23 protein-coding genes are annotated in these 19,283 nt (G+C 72.6%); 9 read left to right on the top strand and 14 right to left on the bottom strand.

The features are described 5' to 3' along the window. Positions 1-22 precede the first annotated feature (22 nt). From AC1DQC_RS08910 to msrB, 3 genes are all read right to left on the bottom strand, one after another. Positions 23-472 carry a MarR family winged helix-turn-helix transcriptional regulator gene (locus AC1DQC_RS08910; protein WP_477050874.1) on the bottom strand — a complete coding sequence of 150 codons (450 nt, stop codon included), beginning with the start codon at positions 470-472 and terminating at the stop codon, positions 23-25. A 108-nt stretch (positions 473-580) separates the two neighbouring features. Next, positions 581-1,363 carry a nuclease-related domain-containing protein gene (locus AC1DQC_RS08905; protein WP_477050873.1) on the bottom strand — a complete coding sequence of 261 codons (783 nt, stop codon included), beginning with the start codon at positions 1,361-1,363 and terminating at the stop codon, positions 581-583. Positions 1,364-1,478: 115 nt separating this feature from the next. Beyond that, the gene (gene msrB, locus AC1DQC_RS08900; RefSeq protein ID WP_477050872.1) at positions 1,479-1,880 is read right to left on the bottom strand and encodes a peptide-methionine (R)-S-oxide reductase MsrB; all 402 of its coding nucleotides are present in this window, start codon (positions 1,878-1,880) and stop codon (positions 1,479-1,481) included. A 188-nt stretch (positions 1,881-2,068) separates the two neighbouring features. On the opposite strand from msrB, the gene AC1DQC_RS08895 reads away from it, so the two are divergent. From AC1DQC_RS08895 to AC1DQC_RS08880, 4 genes are all read left to right on the top strand, one after another. Beyond that, complete coding sequence (locus tag AC1DQC_RS08895) at positions 2,069-4,183, top strand: putative bifunctional diguanylate cyclase/phosphodiesterase (RefSeq protein WP_477050871.1); 2,115 nt, start codon at positions 2,069-2,071, stop codon at positions 4,181-4,183. Between the two features lie 79 nt (positions 4,184-4,262). Then, positions 4,263-4,985 (top strand): TasA family protein, encoded by a 723-nt coding sequence (locus AC1DQC_RS08890; RefSeq protein WP_477050870.1) that lies wholly within the window; start codon positions 4,263-4,265, stop codon positions 4,983-4,985. Positions 4,986-4,990: 5 nt separating this feature from the next. Next, complete coding sequence (locus AC1DQC_RS08885) at positions 4,991-5,722, top strand: signal peptidase I (RefSeq protein ID WP_477050869.1); 732 nt, start codon at positions 4,991-4,993, stop codon at positions 5,720-5,722. Next, a complete protein-coding gene (locus AC1DQC_RS08880; protein ID WP_477050868.1) occupies positions 5,703-5,912 on the top strand; it encodes a hypothetical protein in 210 nt (69 codons plus the stop codon). The genes AC1DQC_RS08885 and AC1DQC_RS08880 overlap by 20 nt, the downstream gene beginning before the upstream one ends. A gap of 3 nt (positions 5,913-5,915) precedes the next feature. On the opposite strand, the gene AC1DQC_RS08875 is transcribed toward AC1DQC_RS08880, so the two are convergent. From AC1DQC_RS08875 to AC1DQC_RS08840, 8 genes are all read right to left on the bottom strand, one after another. Continuing rightward, positions 5,916-7,319, bottom strand: a complete 1,404-nt coding sequence (locus tag AC1DQC_RS08875) for an FAD-binding oxidoreductase (protein ID WP_477050867.1) — start codon at positions 7,317-7,319, stop codon at positions 5,916-5,918. A gap of 90 nt (positions 7,320-7,409) precedes the next feature. Next, the gene (locus tag AC1DQC_RS08870; RefSeq protein ID WP_477050866.1) at positions 7,410-9,203 is read right to left on the bottom strand and encodes a sensor histidine kinase; all 1,794 of its coding nucleotides are present in this window, start codon (positions 9,201-9,203) and stop codon (positions 7,410-7,412) included. Then, positions 9,200-9,550 (bottom strand): response regulator, encoded by a 351-nt coding sequence (locus AC1DQC_RS08865; RefSeq protein WP_477050865.1) that lies wholly within the window; start codon positions 9,548-9,550, stop codon positions 9,200-9,202. Before AC1DQC_RS08865 ends, AC1DQC_RS08870 begins: the two co-directional genes overlap by 4 nt. After that, complete coding sequence (locus tag AC1DQC_RS08860; RefSeq protein WP_477050864.1) at positions 9,547-9,732, bottom strand: hypothetical protein; 186 nt, start codon at positions 9,730-9,732, stop codon at positions 9,547-9,549. The genes AC1DQC_RS08865 and AC1DQC_RS08860 overlap by 4 nt, the downstream gene beginning before the upstream one ends. Then, positions 9,729-11,213, bottom strand: a complete 1,485-nt coding sequence (locus AC1DQC_RS08855; RefSeq protein WP_477050863.1) for a glycosyltransferase family 2 protein — start codon at positions 11,211-11,213, stop codon at positions 9,729-9,731. Before AC1DQC_RS08855 ends, AC1DQC_RS08860 begins: the two co-directional genes overlap by 4 nt. After that, entirely contained in the window at positions 11,210-11,923 is a 714-nt protein-coding gene (locus tag AC1DQC_RS08850; RefSeq protein WP_477050862.1) for a PHP domain-containing protein, read from the bottom strand. The genes AC1DQC_RS08855 and AC1DQC_RS08850 overlap by 4 nt, the downstream gene beginning before the upstream one ends. Continuing rightward, the gene (locus AC1DQC_RS08845; RefSeq protein ID WP_477050861.1) at positions 11,920-12,888 is read right to left on the bottom strand and encodes an ATP-grasp domain-containing protein; all 969 of its coding nucleotides are present in this window, start codon (positions 12,886-12,888) and stop codon (positions 11,920-11,922) included. The genes AC1DQC_RS08850 and AC1DQC_RS08845 overlap by 4 nt, the downstream gene beginning before the upstream one ends. Beyond that, positions 12,885-13,967 (bottom strand): PIG-L deacetylase family protein, encoded by a 1,083-nt coding sequence (locus tag AC1DQC_RS08840; protein WP_477050860.1) that lies wholly within the window; start codon positions 13,965-13,967, stop codon positions 12,885-12,887. Before AC1DQC_RS08840 ends, AC1DQC_RS08845 begins: the two co-directional genes overlap by 4 nt. A 147-nt stretch (positions 13,968-14,114) precedes the next feature. Between AC1DQC_RS08840 and AC1DQC_RS08835 the strand changes: the two genes are divergently transcribed. Next, the gene (locus tag AC1DQC_RS08835) at positions 14,115-15,272 is read left to right on the top strand and encodes an LLM class flavin-dependent oxidoreductase (protein ID WP_477050859.1); all 1,158 of its coding nucleotides are present in this window, start codon (positions 14,115-14,117) and stop codon (positions 15,270-15,272) included. A 38-nt stretch (positions 15,273-15,310) separates the two neighbouring features. Continuing rightward, a complete protein-coding gene (locus tag AC1DQC_RS08830; protein WP_477050858.1) occupies positions 15,311-15,931 on the top strand; it encodes an FMN reductase in 621 nt (206 codons plus the stop codon). 109 nt (positions 15,932-16,040) lie between these two features. Here the strand turns inward: AC1DQC_RS08830 and AC1DQC_RS08825 are convergent, their stop codons facing one another. Continuing rightward, complete coding sequence (locus tag AC1DQC_RS08825) at positions 16,041-16,313, bottom strand: iron-sulfur cluster assembly accessory protein (protein WP_477050857.1); 273 nt, start codon at positions 16,311-16,313, stop codon at positions 16,041-16,043. Positions 16,314-16,524: 211 nt separating this feature from the next. On the opposite strand from AC1DQC_RS08825, the gene AC1DQC_RS08820 reads away from it, so the two are divergent. Both AC1DQC_RS08820 and AC1DQC_RS08815 read left to right on the top strand, forming a co-directional pair. Next, the gene (locus tag AC1DQC_RS08820; protein WP_477050856.1) at positions 16,525-16,926 is read left to right on the top strand and encodes a PNPOx family protein; all 402 of its coding nucleotides are present in this window, start codon (positions 16,525-16,527) and stop codon (positions 16,924-16,926) included. Between the two features lie 2 nt (positions 16,927-16,928). Beyond that, positions 16,929-17,306: an iron chaperone gene (locus tag AC1DQC_RS08815; protein WP_477050855.1), complete on the top strand. Its 378-nt coding sequence runs from the start codon at positions 16,929-16,931 to the stop codon at positions 17,304-17,306. A gap of 4 nt (positions 17,307-17,310) precedes the next feature. Here the strand turns inward: AC1DQC_RS08815 and AC1DQC_RS08810 are convergent, their stop codons facing one another. Next, a complete protein-coding gene (locus AC1DQC_RS08810) occupies positions 17,311-18,057 on the bottom strand; it encodes a M15 family metallopeptidase (RefSeq protein WP_477050854.1) in 747 nt (248 codons plus the stop codon). 18 nt (positions 18,058-18,075) lie between these two features. Then, positions 18,076-18,357, bottom strand: coding sequence for a hypothetical protein (locus AC1DQC_RS08805; RefSeq protein WP_477050853.1), 282 nt, complete (start codon positions 18,355-18,357; stop codon positions 18,076-18,078). A gap of 151 nt (positions 18,358-18,508) precedes the next feature. Between AC1DQC_RS08805 and AC1DQC_RS08800 the strand changes: the two genes are divergently transcribed. Further along, a partial coding sequence (locus AC1DQC_RS08800; RefSeq protein ID WP_477050852.1) for a hypothetical protein occupies positions 18,509-19,283 on the top strand: 775 nt, incomplete at its 3' end.

Genomic DNA, 19,283 nt, shown 5'->3' with positions numbered 1-19,283 from the left:
GGCCGCGGGGCGCTGTCGCGTCTCAGTGCGTGCGGCGCGCCGCCGCGAGGTCCTCGTTGAGCCGCGCGAGCTGGCCTGCCAGCGACTCGATGTCGGACTCGCTCCAGCCGGTCAGCGCGCGGTGCAGGAACACCCGGCGGGCCTGCTGCGCGGTCTCGTAGCGGCGCCGGCCCTCGTCCGTGAGCTCGAGGAGCTGGCCGCGGTAGTCGTCGGGATCCGGGCGGCGGGACACCAGCCCGAGGGAGCCGAGCCGGGCCAGCTGTCGCGACATCGTGCCGCGGCCCACGCCGATGTGGGTGGCGAGGTCGCTGGCGCGCACGCCCGGGGTCGCCGCGATCAGCGCGAGGAGCGAGTAGGCGGCCGGCTCGAGGTCGGGGTGCACGTCCCGCGAGATCGACGCCGAGGAGGCCTGCGCACGGCGCAGGAGGAGGCCGAGCTCGCGCTCGAGCTGGCGGAACTGTTCGTCGACCACGGTCACATCCTGACGGGACCGGCGCGAAAATCGCCGCACCGCCACCCCGACGGGTGGGAGCGTTTCAGCAGATCACCGCACCGCCGGGGTGTCAACACCCAGACCGGCTCAGCGGGACCAGGTCGCGCGCTGCCGCGCCACGTGCGCGATCGCCGCGATGCGCGCGGGGTCGAGCCGCACCGGCATCGCCCGGAACACCGCCTGGACGTCCTGGCGTGAGATCACGAACGCGTCGTGCTGCGGCTGCACCGTGCGCACCTCGAGCTCGCCCTGCACCACGACGACCCCGCGCACCGTGATCGCCGCGCAAGCCGCGGCGAGCAGCGCACCCTGCACGCGCGTGGCCTCGAGCCGCGCGTCCCGCAGGTAGGACATGGACCGCCCGTCGACCTCGAGGGTGCGGCCCTCGACCACCACGTGCTGGCCGGGGTGCCGACGCTCGGCGACCGTGAAGATGCCCGCGGGACCGATGAGCAGGTGCTCGACCAGGCTGCCCTGCCGGCCCAGCGGCACGTCGTGCACCACCTGCCAGCCCTCGTCGCCGAGGCGCTCGAGGCGGGTGCGGACCGAGCTGCCGCGCTCCCCGCGGATGGCCGCGAGGTCGATGGCGTCCCAGTCGGTCCCGCCGAGCCACGCCTGCAGCGCCGCCTCGTCGTCGGGCGCCAGCGACCCGGATGACTGCGTGGGCAGCGACATCGCCAGCTCGGCCACGTCGGCGCGCAGGTAGGCCTGCGCGGCACGGCGCAGGCCGCTCTCGAAGTGGGGGTCGTCGACGACGACCTCGCCGGACTGCAGGTCGACCGAACCGACGCGGGCGCCGGTCTCCTGCGTGACATAGAGACGGTCGGCGCCGTAGCGCCGCCACCGTCGCACCGTCAGGACATCTTCCACGTCTGCATTATCGGCACGCGGCCCGCGCGACTTCAGCCGTGTCGACCATACGGACGTCACCMGTCCGGGGTGTCGGGACCGGCGCGCCGGTCGACACCCCGAACGAGCGCGACGGTCAGGCAGACGGCTCGAACGTCAGGCTCACCGAGTTCATGCAGAACCGGTCGCCGGTCGGCGTCTGCGGGGCGTCGTCGAACACGTGCCCCAGGTGCGAACCGCACCGTGCGCAGCGCACCTCGGTGCGGACCATGCCCAGGCTGCGGTCGCTGATCAGCTCGACGCGGTCGCCGGCCAGCGGAGAGAAGAAGCTGGGCCAGCCGCAGTGCGAGTCGAACTTCGTGTCGGAGCGGAACAGCTCGTTGTTGCAGGCGCGACAGCGGTAGACGCCCTCGCGCTTCTCGTCGAGCAGCTCTCCGGTCCACGCGCGCTCGGTCCCGGCGCGGCGCAGCACCGCGAACTCCTGGGGCTCCAGCTCCAGGGCCCACTGCTCGTCGGTCTTGGTCACCTCGTACGTCATTCGGATCCTCCTGAAGTTGTCGGCGTCGTCCGCCGACCCCTTCAACCACGCGGCACCGGGGGACGTTCCCGACGCGCCGGGACAATCCTGCGACCTGGGGTGTCGCTGTCGGACGGTTGTACCGCATACTCTCGGCCACAGCGCGGACCCCTCCGACCCGCGCTCGCCCCAGCTCGTGAGGTCCCCGCGTGCCAAGAGCAACCCGCCGACGTTGGCCGCTGACCCGCTCGTTCGCGGTCATCAGCAGCACGGCCATGGTCGTGCTCGGGTGCGCCCTGGTCTGGGTGACGTGGAGCGTCATGGGGCAGCAGGCGATGCGCGACGGGGTCGCGACGGCGCAGACCGTGCAGACCTACGCCACCGACTCCGTGCCGACCGACTCGTTCCTCGCTCCCGACGTGCTCACCGAGGCGCAGTCGGACATCGTGACGGCAGCCACGGCCGGCTTCGGCGCTCGGCTGGTGGAGCTCCGGCTGTGGGCCATCGACGGCTCCCTCATGTACAGCTCAGCGAAGGGCACGACGACGGGCTTCCCGGACGGCGCCCGGCTCGACCAGGTGACCACGCAGGGAGGCTCCGACGCGCAGGTGATCACCGACGTGCGCGGCGATGACCGTGCGGTCGGCGGCACCGAGCGCCGCGTGCTCGACGTGTACGTGCCCGTGCGGGCCAAGGACACCGCGACCGAGGGCTCCACGACCGACGGCCAGGACATCGTCGGCGCCGCCGAGGTCATGCTCGATCACCGGGCCGCCAGCGCCGCGCTCGCCGACGCGGTCCGCACCGTGTCCCTGGTGGTGGCCCTCGGCCTGCTCGCTCTTTGGCTGGTCCTGTTCCGCACGGTGTTCACCGCGTCCCGACGGCTCCAGGCCACGGCGCTGGAGAACGCCCGGCTCGCGCTGCTGGACTCCCTCACGGGCCTGCCCAACCGGCGCATGCTGGCCGAGCGGATGCGCCGGACCATCCTCGAGGCGCAGGAGACCGGCTCGCGCGTCGGGCTCATGCTGCTCGACATCGACCGGTTCAAGGACATCAACGACTCGCTCGGCCACGACCGCGGCGACGAGCTGCTGGAGCAGGTCGCGGAGCGACTGCGCGGCGCGCTGCGGGACGACGACATCGTCGCCCGCCTCGGCGGTGACGAGTTCGCCATCCTGCTGCCCGACGTGCGCTCCGTGGTCAACGCCGAGCGCCTGGCCCGCCGCGTGCGGGGGCTGTTCGTGCCGCCGTTCATGCTGGGCGAGCTCCCCCTGCACGTGGACACGTCCGTCGGCGTCGCCTGCCTGCCCGACCACGCGACGGACCCGTCGTCGCTGATGCGGACCGCGGACGTCGCCATGTACGCCGCCAAGCACCACCGCACCGGCGTCTCGGTGTACTCGGCCGACGAGGACGACTCGTCGCCGGCGCGCCTCGTGCTGCTGGGCGACCTGCACCGGGCACTGACCCCCGAGCCGGACGCCCCGCGCGAGCTGCGCATGCACTACCAGCCGAAGATCGAGCTGGAGACGGGCCGAACCGTCGGGCTCGAGGCGCTCATGCGCTGGGTCCACCCCACGCGCGGGGTCCTGCCGCCCACCACGTTCATCCCGCTGGCCGAGCAGTCCGGTCTGATCCACGACGTCACGCGGTACGCCCTCACGGAGTGCGTCACCCAGCTGGCGGCCTGGCGGGCCGCGGGACGCGCGACGCCGGTCGCCGTCAACCTCTCGGCCCACGACGTCACGACGCCCGCGGTCGTCGACCTCATCGAAGCGCTCCTGGAGGAGCACGCCGTGCCGCCCGACCTGCTCGAGGTCGAGATCACGGAGACGGCGCTGGTGGCCGACCCCTCCCGCGTGGTGCCCGTGCTCGAGCGGCTCGCCGCCCTGGGCATCCGGGTGGCCATCGACGACTTCGGCATCGGGAACACGTCCATCTCCCAGCTGCGGGACCTCCCCGTGGACGAGCTCAAGATCGACCGGCTGTTCGTCTCCGACCTCGGCGTGGACGGCCGCGAGGGTTCCGAGGTCGTGGTGCAGGCCATGGTCGACCTCGCTCACTCGTTCGACCTGCGGGTGGTGGCCGAGGGCGTCGAGGACGAGGCCACGGCCGTGATCCTGCGCCGGCTGGGCGTGGACCAGGCGCAGGGCTTCCTCTACTCGCAGGCCGTGCCGGCCGACGACCTCCCGCTCGCCCAGTCGGTCCCCCGGCCCCGCCGCAGCCGCGCCACCAGAGGGGGCGTCGCCGTCGTCGCGCCCCGCACGAGCACCAGGCACGCCCGGCCGCCACGGACGCCCGGCGCAGGGTCCACGAACGGGTGACTATCGTGCGTTCAGCTCAAGTCGGGCCCAGAGGTGCCGATACTCCAGTCTCGACTCTCGCCCCTAGGAGGGTTCTCGCATGATGGACGACCTGCTGCAGGAGATGATCGACCCCGCTCCGGTGCACCGCGACGCGCCGCGTCGCCGGCGCCTCTGGACCACGGTGGCGATCGTCGGCCTCGCCGCCATCGGCGCGACGGCCCTGACCACGTCGGCCATCTTCACGGACAACGACTCGGCGTCGGCCGACATCCAGACCGGCACCGTCGACCTTTCCGTGAACTCCCCGGCGACGTTCGTGTTCCAGCCGCAGGCCCTGGCGCCGGGCGACACGACCTACGCGCCGCTGGTGGTCAACAGCAACGGCTCGCTCGAGCTCCGCTACTCGATCGCCTACAAGGCGGAGCAGATCGCGGCGACCGCCACGGCGCCCACCCTGCTCGACCCGTCGGGCGCGCCCGTCGCCAGCGGCGGAGACCTGCGCACCGTCCTCCAACTGCGCATGTATGAGGTGCCGTCGGGGCAGTGCAACGACCTGGGCACGGGCGGCCTGCTCACGCCGAGCACCCCGTTGAACGCGGCCGGCACCATCTCGCCGTGGCCCGCCGTCGAGACGCCGCTGGTCGGCAGCAACGCACCCGGTCAGCAGACCGGCGACCGAGTGATGGCCGCCGCCTCGGCGCCCGTCGAGCTCTGCGCCCGCGTCGACTTCCCGCAGGGACCCAACGACAACGCGTTCCAGGCCGCCGGGGTGAAGCTCGACCTGACCTTCAACGCCGAGCAGACGGCCCACAACCCCTGATCCTGATGGCCTCCTGGTCGGACGGGCAACGAGACGCCCCCGCCGTCGACCGTCGCGCGCCGCGCGCGATCGGTCGGCGGCGTTCTCGTGCCCCGAAGCCGACGTGGCGACGCCTGGTCGGGGTCGCGCTCTGGACGGTCGTCGTCCTCTGCGGCACCGCCTACGCCGTCTCGCTCGCGGTACCGCTCTGGTTCCAGGTGCACCACCAGCGCCTGCTGATCGTGACGTCCGGCTCCATGGCGCCGAAGTTCGACGCCGGCGACGCCGTCGTGCTGCGCGCCATCTCCGACGAGTCGGACCTCAAGGTCGGCCAGGTGATCTCGTTCTGGCCCATCGGCTCGGACGAGCTGGTGACCCACCGGATCGTGGCGCTGCGCAAGCTCCCCGACCTCAAGCAGGACGAGGCGACCGGCAACATGGTGCCCAAGCTGGGCCCGGACGGGACGCAGCTGACGAAGTCCTACGTCATCACCAAGGGCGACGCCAACCGGGACCCCGACGTCAACGCCACGCCCATCACCCGGATCCGCGGCGTGCAGCTGGCCGTGCACCGGGGCTGGGGCTGGGTCCTGCAGTGGGCGGGGTCCCCGCGAGGGCGCGCCGTGATGCTGGTCCCCCCGCTCGTCGCACTCGCTACGCTCGAGCTGCTCGCGATGAGCGACGGGCGTCGTGCCCGTCGCCAACGCCCCACGCAGGACGGCACAGACAGGAGGGTCGATGAGCTCCTCCTCGACTGAGCCGCCCCGCGACGCCGAGACGAAGCCGCGCACGTTCTGGTCGGTCGACCGTGGCGGCCTCGTCCGGCTGGGCGTCGTGCTCGCGTTCGCCGTGGCCGCGCTGCTCAGCCCGCTCGTCGGCTCGACGTCCGCACAGTTCACCGACTCCACCGACGTGTCGATCACCTTCTCGGTGGCGCCCACACCCTGACGTTCAGGACCGCACGCCCCGTGCCGCGAGGAGCACGGCGTCGGGGTCGTAGACCATCGACAGGGTCTGGAGCCGACGCGCCACCTCGGGCGTGAACACCCGCTCGGCCCACTGCGGTCCGGCGGCGTCGGTGAAGTTGGGCAGTCCCCCGGCGCGCGCCCACGGCGCCATGCCGTCGTGCACCCGCGCGGTGTCCCGGGTCACCACCTGCGCGATCTCCGGGATCAGCACGCCGATGGTGAAGAGCGAGTACGCGGCCTCGCGGTGCGCGAAGGCGCTGGGCACGCCCCGGTCGTCGCGGACCTTCCCGCCCAGCTGGCGCACCTCGACCATGACCTGCGCGGTCTGGGCGTCCGGCCCGACCAGCTCGAGGAGCCGGTCGGCGCCGTCGAGGTCGAACTCGGCGAGCAGGCTGTGCTGCTCGTGCAGCGGCATCGGGTCGACCGGGTCCGTGTGCACGGCACCCAGCGCGGCGTACGGCATGACCTGCACGGTGTCGATGAGCGGCGTCCCGATGCAGCGGATCGCGCGGATCATCTCCTCGCCGACCGCCGGGTCACCGGTCCACGCGAAGCGCACCGAGACCGACGTCCGGCCGCGCAGCGGCTCGGGGAAGATCGGCATGTCAGGCAGCCGCATGATCGCGATCGACGTGGTGCCCTCGTCGGGCAGCAGCTCGCACCACTGGCTCCAGGTGCGGACGACCGAGGCGATATCGGTGTCGGCGAACCACAGGGCACCGGCATAGAGGGTGGCCTGCTCGACCAGGTCGATCTCGACCGCGGTGACGATGCCGAGCGTGCCCTTGCCGCCGCGCAGCCCCCAGAACAGGTCCGGGTGGCTCGTCGCCGTGACCCGACGGGCCACGCCGTCACCAGTGACCACCTCGAACGCGCGAACGGTGTCCGACGCGAGCCCGTGCGTGCGGGCGACCGGACCGAGACCGCCGCCGGTGAGGTAGCCGACGACGCCGACGTCCGGCGACGAGCCGGCGAGGCCGGCGAGCCCGTACGGGGCGCACGCCTCGAGGACCGCCTCCCACTTCACGCCGGCGCCGATGCGCGCCCAGCGCTCGTCCGGGTGGACCGTGAGCTCGTCGAGGGAGACGGTGCTCACCAGGATGGCGTCCTGCATGGTCTCCGTGGCGCCGTGGCCGGTGCCCTGGACGGCGACCTGCAGGCCGGCGGCGGCGGCGAGGCGCAGCGTGCGGCTCACGTCGTCGGAGCTCCGCGCGGCGACGACGGCGGCGGGCCGGATCGCCTTGGTCAGGTTGCTGGTGCCCGTGCGGGCGGCGTACGCCTCGGTGCCGGGCAGGTGCACAGGCATGCCGGAGTCGGCGAGCGCCTGCACGGCCGCTGCGGTGGCGGGACGGTAGTCCGCACCCGTCTGCGAGCTGAGGATGGTCATTGTCGTGCCCTTTCCTGTCCGCGCCGTCGTTCGGCGCACGGGCAGAAAGGGAGGGATGCAGGCCGCGTGATACATCCCGAGATGTCCGATCTACCGCCCGGTAGCTCCGCTCGGTGGCGTGGGCGGCAGCGTGATCGTGAACGTGGTCCCCTCGCCGAGCGTGCTCGCGATCTCGAGGCGGCCGCCGTGGGCGTCGATGACCGCCTTGGTGATGGACAGGCCGAGGCCCACCCCGGGGATCGCGCGACGGGTGGCGGAGGACGCGCGGAAGAACCGGGTGGTGAGCTGCGAGAGCTCGTCGGGCGGGATGCCGATGCCGCTGTCGGCCACGACGATCACCGCGCCGCCGGCGCTCGGCTCCACCCCGAGGCGGACCGTGCCGCCCGCCGGCGTGAACTTGATCGCGTTCGAGACCAGGTTGTCGACCGCCTGCGCGAGGCGGACCGGGTCGGCGTCGAGCACGGTGGGGGTCACCGAGGCGACGAGCTCGACGCCGGCTGCCTCGGCCACGGGCGCGGCCGCCGCGGCGGCGGCGCGCACGATCTCGCCGGCGTCGGTGCGCTGCGGGGAGATCGAGAAGCGGCCGGCGCCGACCTGGGCGCTCAGGAGCAGGTCGCCCACCAGTCGGAGCTGGCGCCGGGCGTTGCGCTCGATCACCGTGAGGTACTCCTGCTGCTCCTCGGTGAGCGGGTCGGTGCCGTCGGTGAGCAGCTCGAGGTAGCCCAGCACCGAGGTCAGGGGCGTGCGCAGCTCGTGGCTGACCAGGCTGACGAACTCGTCCTGCAGCCTGGCCGCCTCCCGCTCCTGGGTCACGTCGGACGCCACGACGACGTAGCCCGTCGTCGTGCCGTCCACCTCGGCCCGCCGGGTCACCGCGAGCCGCACGGTCATCCGCACGCCGTCGCGCGCGACGTAGATCCAGTCGCGCACCTCGGGCCGGCCTGCCAGGGCGGGGGCGACCAGGGCGTCGACGAGCGCCTGGGGGTTGTCGACCGGCGAGTCGTCGTCGAAGAGGAGCTTGCGGCGCGCCTCGAGCTCGTCGCGGTCGTGGAAGTCGGTCAGGCGCATGCGGCCGACGACCTCGCCCTGCCCGTAGCCGAGCAGGCGCTCGGCGCCGGCGTTGAAGACCTCGACCAGGCCGGTGGCGTCGGTCGCGATGATGGCCTGCTCGGTCGCGGAGTCGATCACCGACACCAGCTGGTCCCTCGCCGCGCGGCGCGAGTCGGCCACCCGGGCCATCTCGACGGCGTCGGCGCGGGCGCGGTCGAGCAGCAGGGCCTGGTCCATCTGCAGGGACAGCAGCGCCTGGCTGCGAGCCCGCAGGCGGTCGGTGATCTCGTGCACCGTGATCGCGATGATCGTCGCGGCGAGCGTGACGTAGACCGTGCGGACGAGGGTGTCGCTGGTGAAGGACTGGTCGCCGATGAGGACCGAGGACGCGACGACGCCGGCGACGCCGATCGAGGCGAGCGCGACGCGCCTCTTCCCAGGCAGCGACGCGAGGGCGATGACGGGCAGGAACGCGAGCGTGGTGTACGGAGACCCGGTCCCGCCGGTGCCGGCCCGCAGCATCGCGACGGCCACGAACTGCAGCATCGGCAGCACGTCCTGCGCGCCGTCCGGCCACGAGCTCCACGGCAGCAGCCTCGCAGCCAGCGTCAGCGCCGCGACCAGGGCGGTCGCGAGGCCGATCTCGAGGCCACTGGTCATCCTCTCGTCGGGCACGAACAAGAGGGTCAGCAGGGCGAAGGCGAACAGTCCGACGAACGGCAGCTGGCGCTCGACGACGCCACCCTCGGGCCCGAGGTGCCGGGCGAGGCGCCGCAGGTAGCGCGACCCGGAGGCGACGAGGTTCTCGGGCTCGTCCGTCCAGAGGCTGGTCATGGGGCCGCGCCGAGCGCGCGGGCGAGCGCGGCCTGGACGCCGTCACCCGTGAACGGCTTGGGCAGCCACGCGTCGACCAGCGGGTAGTCGTCCGGGTCGAGCACGGACGTGACGATCACCGGCAGCCCGGAGCGCCGGGCGCGCAGGACGTCGATGAGCTCCCAGCCGCCCATGCCCGGCAGCCGCAGGTCGACCACCGCCACGTCGACGGCGAGGTTGTCGTCGTCCGCGAGCGCGTGCTCCGCGCTCTTCGTCGCCACCACGTCGTACCCGAGCCGCCGCAGGTGTCGCACGAGTAGCGCGAGCTCGTCGGGCTCGTCGTCGACCACCAGCACCCGGGCGCTCACGCGAGGCCCCCGTGCAGGAGCAGCGCGAGGGCCGTGATCGCGACCGAGACCAGCCCGACCACGAGCAGCAGCCGGCGCTCCGAGCGTGCGTTCGACCGGATCTCGTCCTCGAGGGCGTCGGGCGTCAACGTCGCCCACCGACGGGCGTCGTCGTCCGGCGCTGCCGCATGCGGCCCGCTCATCCCATCACCCGCCCCGTCTTCTCGGTCTTGTCCCACACCGCCGCGGCGCCCCGCCACTGCTTCACGTAGGCGTCGAGGGTGATCGCGCACAGCACCGGACCGAAGCCCACCACGTAGAGCAACGGCAGCGCGAGCCACCGCACCGGCCGGGCGCGTTCGAGCTGCTTGACCACCCACGCCAGGATCATCGCGAGGACCGACCAGGAGTACAGGGTCAGCGTCCAGACCTCCCGGCCGAGGTCGCTCATCTCCAGACCCAACAGGTCCGGGATCCGCACCTCCCAGAGTCCGGGGAACCACGCCGCGCTCATCACGACGAGCGCGCCCAGGCCCGGGAACACGATCCCCTGGAGCCACGAGCGCCGCGCCGTCTCCCGGTCGAGCATGAGGGTCGTCGCGGTGATGAACACGTACGCGACGACCGCGACCCACCAGAACCCCTCGAACACGGCCGCCGCCGTGACGCCGTCCGTGAAGTACAGGCCGACCAGGCCCACCGCAGCGAGCGTCATCGCCACGGGCAGCAGGTAGATGGCGAACCAGATGACCCCGAAGTCGAGGTTGCCCAGGTGGTGCACGCGGGACGGCCGGAACCAGACCTTGCGGAACCTGCGCGTGATCTGCACGTTCCCGCGCGCCCAGCGCACCCGCTGCTTCCACAGCGCCGTCACGCTGTCCGGCTCCTCCGCCAGCACGACCGCCGCCGGCTCGAACACCACGCGGCGGCCGTCCAGCTGCGTGAGGAAGGTCGTGTACGTGTCCTCGGCGAGCGTGGAGGTGTCCACCTGGCCGCCGACCGCCTGGAGGTTCGCCCGCGAGTGCAGCTGCGCGCCCCCGGCCAGGCACGCCATCGCCCCCATGACGTTCTGCGCCCGGCGCGCGGCCGCCTGCGCGGTCACGTACTCGTAGCCGATGAAGCGGGCGACGCTGCCCGGCCTGCCGCTGCCCTCGCGGATGAACGCGGTGACGGCGCCGACCTTCTCGTCGGCGAGGTGGCGCGTCATCCGGCGCAGCGAGTCGGGCCGGTAGATGACGTCGGCGTCCATGATGAGGAGCGCCTCCATCCAGTCGTCCTCGAGGGCGTACCGGATGCCGTGGTTGAGGGTGTGGGCCTTGCCCTGGCCCCCCTGCTCGCGCCGCAGGTGCACGATCCGGTCGTCGTACTGCGCCGCCTTGCCCCGGACCACGTCGGGCGTGTCGTCGGTGCTCGCGTCGTCGACCACGAACACCTTGAGCCGGTCCGGCGGGTACTCCAGGCCCATGAGCCGGTCCAGGGAGGCGGCCAGGACCGCCCCCTCGTTCCACGCGGGCACGATGACGACGACGCGCGGCAGGTGCGGCGCGGCGCGCGCGAGGTGGTTGCGGAACGCGTGCACGGGGACCAGCACGTACTGGTAGACCCCGGCGAGCACCGGGATCGCACCGATGCCGACGAACGCGACCAGCACGGCGACGAGGACGTCGTGCCAGAACGTGCTCATGTCCCCACCCACGCGTACACGCCGACGTCCGACGCCACGTGGGCGTCCGTCGAGGCCACCAGCAGCACGCCGCGCTCGCTCAGGCGCTCGGCGATCCGCGGGCCGGGGCAGCGCCACTTCTCGTTCACCTCGACCGGCGTGCCCGTGGCCACGGCCGCGTCGGCGAGCGCGTCGAGCAGGTCGTCGGGGACGTCGTCCTCGGTCAGCCCGATCTTCGGCAGCACCGAGAACGGGTGCGCCAGCTGCGCCCGGCCGACCGCGTGCATCGCGCGGATCGTGGCCGTGACCAGCAGCTCGATGACGTCCGCCGGAGCAAGGCCGGCGTCGATGCGCTCGCGCGTGGCCCGCGGGCTCCACGGGCCGTCGGTGCCGGGGACCTGGTGGTCGGCGAGCAGGACGCGGTCGGCGCCGGTCGGGCTGCCCAGGCCCGCGAGCACCTCGGGCGGCGCGTCGACGACCCCCGACGCGTCGAGGATCTTGGCCTCCACGCCGGACAGGACCGTGAGCCCCTCGAGGCGCGGCAGCGCGCGGACCACCGAGAGGAACTCGGGGACGTAGGTGGTGGAGACGCGGACGTGGTCGACCATGCGGATCTCCCGCAGGCCGGCGCGCTGCGCGGCCGCCAGGTTCTCGGCCGGCGTGCTGACCGCGTCGTCGGAGAACGTCGAGTGGACGTGGTAGTCACCGTCCGTCGACGGGGCTGTGTTCATCGTGCGGGCAGGACGTCGGCGATCGGCAGGAAGACGTCCTCGAGATAGCGCACGTTCGCGATCTCCTGGAAGTCGACGTGGTCGGGCACGGGGCGGCCGAGGACCGCGTCGAGCGTGAGGGACGGCATGTCGACGCCGGCCGCGATGGTCAGCGGCATGGCGCCCGGGAACCGGGGGTTCACCTCGAGCAGGGCGGGGTGCCCGTCGGCGTCCCGCTTGAGCTGCACGTTGGCCACCGTGGTGAGGCCCACCGCCCGCGCGATCGCCGACGCCGTCTCGATGAGCTCCTCGTCGTGGACCGTGATCCCGGCGACGGCGACGCCCGAGTCGACCCGCAGCCGAGCGCGCGGCACGGCGGCGATGACGGTGCCGTCGAGCCCGGCCAGCACGTCGACCGAGTACTCGTCGCCGGGCAGCAGCTCCTGGACGAGCAGGTCCTCGTCCGCGTCGTGCACGGCGTCGAGCTCGGCCTGCGAGCCCACCAGCCGGACACCGCGCGAGCCCGCGCCGCGCCGGGGCTTGACGATGACCGGGAAGTCCCAGCCGGACACGGCCTGCGGGGTGCCGAGGAGCTCGGTCCGCGGGACGCGTGCCGTCCGGGCGCACGCGCGCGCGAGCTCGAGCTTGTCGAGACAGGTCTCGAGCGTCTTCAGGGCCGGCGAGGCGAGGATCGTGCCGTCGGCCAGCAGCTCGTCGCGCGCGGCCGCGAGCCTGGGCAGCTCGACGTCGACGGTCGGGAACAGCACGTCGACGCGCTCGTCGCGACAGATCTGACGCACGACGTCGACGAAGTCGTCCGCCCTGCCCGCCGGGACGAGCCGACGGTTCGGGGCGTCCACGAGGTACAGGGCGCTGGCCCATCGGTCCATGTCGGCGGCGAGCACCTCGACGTCGCCGCGGCGCAGCAACGACCGGATGACCGCGACCCCGGCCGGTCCCCCGGCGCCCGTGACCAGGACCCTCATGCGTGACCTCCGTGCTCGTCGATGGTGGCGCTCTCCTCCACGGAGACGACGCCCCCGGCCCGTGCCTTGCTGCTCAGCATCGCGGCCGCGCGCACCATCTCGAGCGGCTCCGCGTACTGCCCGGTGCCGAACCGCGACCAGTAGCGGGCGGTCGCGCGCACCAGGTCCGGCTCCATGTAGTCCCGGTGCGACTGCGACTCGAACGCCGCGAGCATCTGGAGCTTCGCCTCGAGGAAGCCGTCCACCGGCACGAACCGGCTGGGCCGGAAGTCGATGGTCGACGAGGGGCTCTGGAAGCACGCGAGCGACGGGACCCGGCGGGCGGCGACGTCGACGGCCTGCCGGACGGCCCGGTGGTCCTGGTGGCGGTCGTGCTCGCTGTGCGTGTACACGACGGTCGGGTCGACCTCCCGGATCAGGTGCTCGATCGTGGTGATCAGGCCGCCGGCGGGGTCGAGCCGGGTGTCCTCGTAGTCGTGCAGGTACAGGCGGGCGCCGATGATGCCGGCCGACGCGAGCGCCTCGTGCCGACGGGACTGGACGTCGCCGCCGATCGCGCCGCTCGAGAGCGTGAGGATGACCACGGTGTCGCCCGCGGCCCGGTGCGAGGCCAGCGTGGCGCCGACGCCGATCTCCACGTCGTCGGGATGCGCGCCGACGGCCAGCACGGTCTCGCTGGAGCCCTCGGCTGCGCGCTTGACCCGTCCTTCGGTGGCCAGGGCCGTGATGCGCTCCAGCAGCGTCGCCGCCGCGACGGGCTTGACCAGGAACTCGTCGGCGTCGCGACGCAGCGCCTCGACCGCGTAGTCGACGCTGGCGAACGCCGTCATGACCGCGACCGGCGTGCCGGGGGCGCGCGAGCGCAGCTCCCCGAGCAGCTCCAGGCCGCTCATGCCGGGCATCTGGATGTCCGTGAGGACCACGTCGAACTCGTGCGCCGCCACCTCGGCCAGCGCCGACATCGGCTCGTGGACCACGGTGACTGCCATGCCGCCCCGGCGGTCGAGCACCGTGCGCACGTACTGCGCGGTGTCGGCGTCGTCCTCGACCACCAGCACCCTGATCTGCTCGTTCGTCACCCCGCGTAGCCCCCTGTCGCCGACCGGTGACCCCACGCTATAGGTAGGTCCGTGACCCCCGCCCTCTGGGGGAATAGGTGTACCCACCCCCCTGTTGAGCGGCAAGTACATGCAAACGCATGAACCTCTTACCTTGTGAGGCGTGAGATGCAGTTCGGGATCTTCACCGTCGGCGACGTCACCACCGATCCGACCACCGGCCGGACGCCGGACGACACGGAGCGGGTGCGCAACATGCTCACCATCGCCCAGCACGCCGACCAGGCGGGACTGGACGTCTTCGCGACGGGCGAGCACCACAACCCGCCGTTCGTGCCGTCGTCGCCCACCACGATGCTCGGCTACCTCGCGGGCACGACGAAGAACATCATCCTGTCGACCGCGACCACGCTGATCACGACCAACGACCCGGTGCGGCTGGCCGAGGAGTACGCGATGCTCCAGGTCATCTCCGACGGCCGCATGGACCTCATGATGGGCCGCGGCAACACCGGACCGGTCTACCCGTGGTTCGGGCAGGACATCCGCCAGGGCATCCCGCTGGCCATCGAGAACTACGCGCTGCTGCGCCGCCTCTGGGAGGAGGAGGTCGTGGACTGGCAGGGCAAGTTCCGCACGCCGCTGCAGGGCTTCACCTCCACCCCGCGCCCGCTCGACGGCGTCCCGCCGTTCGTGTGGCACGGCTCGATCCGGAGCCCCGAGATCGCCGAGCAGGCCGCGTACTACGGTGACGGCTTCCTGCACAACGCGATCTTCTGGCCGCTCGAGCACGCTGCGCAGATGGTGAACTTCTACCGCCAGCGCTATGAGCACTACGGGCACGGCCAGGCCGACCAGGCGATCGTCGGGCTCGGCGGGCAGGTGTACATGCGCAAGAACTCGCAGGACGCCGTCAAGGAGTTCCGCCCCTACTTCGACAACGCGCCCGTCTACGGGCACGGCCCGTCGATGGAGGACTTCATGCGCGACACCCCGCTGACCGTGGGCAGCCCGCAGGAGGTCATCGACCGCTACGGCAAGTTCCGCGACCAGGTCGGGCACTACCAGCGCCAGATGTTCCTCATGGACCACGCCGGCCTGCCGCTCAAGACCGTGCTCGAGCAGATCGACATCCTCGCGACGGAGGTCGTCCCGGTGCTGCGCGCCGAGGCCGAGTCCGCGCGTCCGGCGCACGTGCCGGCGAACCCGCCCTCGCACGCCGAGCGGGTGGCGAAGGCCGTGGCCGCGGGTACCGTGCGTGAGCAGACGGTCGGCGCGACCGACGACTACACCGGCCTCCGGGCCGAGGACTCGCTGTCCTCATGACCTCGTCTTTGTCTTCTCTGTTCGGGAAAGGGACCACGATGAGCGACCGCTCGATCGTCGTCATCTCGGCCGGGCTCTCGCAGCCCTCGTCGACGCGCCTGCTGGCCGACCGCCTCGCGGACGCGACCGTCACCGAGCTCGCCGCGCGCGGCATCACTGCGCACGTCGAGAACGTGGAGCTGCGCGACGTCGCCCACGAGATCGTCAACATGACGCTCTCGGGCTTCGCCTCCGGCGCCCTCAAGGACGTCCTCGAGAAGGTCACGGCCGCCGACGGCGTCATCGCCGTCACGCCGATCTTCTCGGCGTCGTACTCCGGGTTGTTCAAGTCGTTCGTCGACATCCTCGACAAGGACGCCCTCGTCGGGCGGCCCGTGCTCGTGGGCGCGACGGGCGGCACCGGCCGGCACTCGCTGGCCCTCGAGTACGCGCTGCGCCCGCTGTTCGCCTACCTGCGGGCCGACGTCGCCGGCACGGCCGTGTTCGCGGCCACCGACGACTGGGCCGACGGCGGTGGTGACGACGTCAACCCGCTGCCCAACCGGATCCGCCGCGCCGGCCGCGAGCTGGCCGAGATGGTGGCCGACCGCGAGCCGTCCGCGCCCGCAGGTCTCTACGACGCGGTGCCGTCGTTCGACCAGCTGCTCGGCGGCGCCTGAGCGCTGAGTCCGCACGACGAAGGGGCCCGACATCTGTCGGGCCCCTTCGTCGTGCGCGGCGACGTCGGTGGGCGGAGGGGGTAGCCCACCGACGTCGCCGCTGGTCGGGTTACTGCGGGCTCAGCGTGAAGGCCGAGCCGGAGGCCGCCGGCTCCACGTCGAGACGCTGGTCGGACAGCGTGCGGGACGCCTCGGGGTCGACGTAGACGCGGGTCGACCCGTCCGTCACGACGTCGTCGCCCGGGAGCGGCTCGGGGACGAGCGCGAGCTCGAAGCCCCCGTCCTGCTGGGCGATCCGGAGGCCGCCCGTGTCGTCGGGAAGACCGGCCTTCGTGGTGAGCGTGTGGACGGCGGTACGGGCACTGTCGGTCAAGGTGAGCACGAGGCTCTCCTTCCATTGCCGGGGGCGCCACCCCTCGCGAGGCGGCTCGTCGGACACCTCTACCGTCACCATGACCGCCCGGAGCGCGCAACTCGGCGTCCGCTGCGCGAGACCCGCCCTGTCCAGACCGCCGCTCGGGTCGCACGGCCGCCGGGGTGCCCCTACCCTGCCCGTCTCGCGGCTCTCGGGGCGCCGCACTAGCGTCGGTTCCATGCCGATCCCCTCGTGGGTCACGCGGGTCAACCGCCGGGTGACCAACCCGATCCTCGGGACGATCTCCGACTGGGTGCCGCCGTTCGCGACGCTGCATCACACCGGTCGGCGCAGCGGCCGGCGCTTCCGCACGCCGCTGCTCGCGTTCCCCACACCGCGGGGCGTGGTCGTCGCGCTCACCTACGGTCCGGGCGTGCAGTGGCTCCAGAACGTGTCCGTGGAAGGCGCTCCGGCGCGGATGGTCCGGCGCGGGCAGGTCCTCGCGATCAGCGATCCCGTGCGGCTGCACGGCGAGGCCGGCGCGCGGCTCGTGCCCGGGATCATCCGGCTCGCGCTCGCCGGCATGCACGTCGACGAGTTCGTCGAGCTGGCGGCCGAGCCTGTCGGTCGGGAGGCGTGACCATGGCCCGCGAGGGATATCCCGCGACCACCGTCGAGGAGTACCTCGACGCCGTCCCGCCGGCACAGGGCGCCGCACTGCGCGCCGTGCGCGACCGGTTCCTCGCCGTCGTCCCCGCGGCGGAGCAGGTGATCTCGTACCAGGTTCCGACGATCAGGTACCGCGGCACCGGTCTGGTGGCGTTGTCCGTCGCCACGACCCACTGCAGCGTGCACCTGATGAGCCCTCCCCTGGCGCGGGCGCTGGCGGGGACCCTGAGCGAGGGGCGGCTGTCGGGCGCGACGCTGCATTTCGACGCCGCGACGCCCCTCTCCGAGGAGACCGTCCGGCTCGTCGCGACGCGTCGGATGGCCGAGGTCGACGCCCGGCTCGACGGTTGACTCCTCAGCGCCCCGACGCGGAGAAGTGCTGGTAGTCGATCGGCGACTCCCAGTCACCGCCCCACTCCCAACCGACGTCCGCGAACGCGCGCACCACCTCGTCGTCCGCATGGATGACGCCCGGGGCGTCCGGACGGTCCGCGAACTCCTGACCGGCGTCCGGTGCCACCGATCCCCCGCGCACGTACGGGTTCTCCACGGGGTTGAGGTCGATCGCGCGCCCGTACGCGTGCTCCGACCACTCCGTGCCGCCCGTGATCGCCCGGCAGTTGAACGCCGACGTGTTGTCCGCCGCCATCGAGTCGTCGTCGCTCGCACCGAAGTCGTCGACCAGCCGCATCGACCGCACCGGGTAGCCCGCCTCGAACAGGGCGCGGAAGACCGTCACCACGTCCTCGGCCGCGTCCTCGTGCACCACGAGCTCGCCCTGCTCGTCGGCACCGTCGTCGAACGTGCGGTACGTGACCGTGACGTAGCGGAGGTCCTCGAGCGGCACCGGGCAGCCGGGCCGCCAGGACGCGCTCATCCTCTCCGCCAGCTCGGGGGTGATCGTGCTGATCGACGACGAGAACGCCGGCGTCAGCGCGACGCCCGGCGGCTGCTCCGGGTCGGGGACCAGCGGGGCGACGACCGGCGTGCTCACGCCCGTCGGCGACGCGCTCGACGTCGGCGCGCGGCTCGGCAGCGACGACGCGCACCCCGCGAGGGTCACGACGACCGCGACCGTCCCCACCACGGCGGCTCGTCCCATGCAGCCACTATCCCGCGCTCACACCACCCCGCGCCGGTTGCCGACGATCCCGGACGACACCGTCGTGCCCGCCCACATCGCCGGGTCGGTGCACCCCTCCGCGCAGTGCATGCCGCACGTCGGGCACACCCACAGCGTGTGGTGCCGGTCCACCGTGCACCCGCACGTCACGAACCGCTCCGACGGTCGCCCAGGCCCGCTGGTGGTCCACCGGTGTCCCGCTGGGCAGCCTTCCGGCGGCACCCGCACCCAGCCGCGTGGCGTGCGTTGCCACTTCGACCAGTCGACCTCGCGTGCCATCGAACAAGTGTACGAGCCCCGCTCCCAGCCGATCGCGTCTCGCGGGGCGTTTGTCCTGCTCAGCGGTGAATGTCAGTCGTCACTCGTACACTTGTTCGATAGCGGGGTTCGGTTCGGGGGCTCTCAGGAACGAGCGAAGGAGGTGGCGACGGTGACAGCGGTTCTGGACGATCGCGCGGTTGATGACCTGCTTGCCGACGTGCCTGTCCGCGGCGCCGTCGCAGCGGTCGCCGAGGTCGTCCCGGCCTCGGCGACGACCTCCGCTCCGCGCCCTGGCGCTGCCCGCTTCCCGGCCGCTGCCTTCACCTCGACGTCGCGCACCACGTCGCCGGTCTCGCCCCGCGCGTTGCTGTGGGCAGACTCGGGCCACGGGTCGCGCCCCGACGCGGCGCCCGTGCCCGGCCCGGGCGTTCGGGTGGTCGACCTCGGCTGGGTCTCGGAGTTCCCGCTGCCCGACGTCGATCTGGCTCCTCTGGTGGCGATGCTGACCTCGCTGCCGGTCGCGGATGTCTCGGGGGCGGCGTTGGTCAATGGTGTGGCGGCCTGGCAGCAGGTACTGAACATGGCCCAGGCCGCCCAAGCCACCCTGGTGCGCGAGCTCGGCGCGCGGACCCCGGACGCGTTGCGGCACGTCCCGGATGAGTTGGCGTGCGCCCTGGTGTGCACCCGGCAGGCGGGGCAGAACCTGTTCCTGCGCGCCTGGGGCACCAGTCAGAACCCCGCCCTGGAGGACGCCTGGAGGGTCGGGGCGATCGAGGCCCGCAAGATCGACGTCATCCTCGAGGAAATCAGCAAGGCCGGCACCGGGATCGACGCGGGTGAGCGCGACGCGGTGATCGACGACGCGGTCGCCAAGTCGCGCGAGATGACGGTGCCGCAGCTGACCCGGCACGTGCGCGCCACCCTGATCGCACTCAACCCCGACC

The organism is Cellulomonas sp. P4_H12 (genome assembly GCF_056400905.1).
Note: the sequence above shows the minus strand (reverse complement) of the source record. Positions and strands in the feature narration are given on the sequence as shown.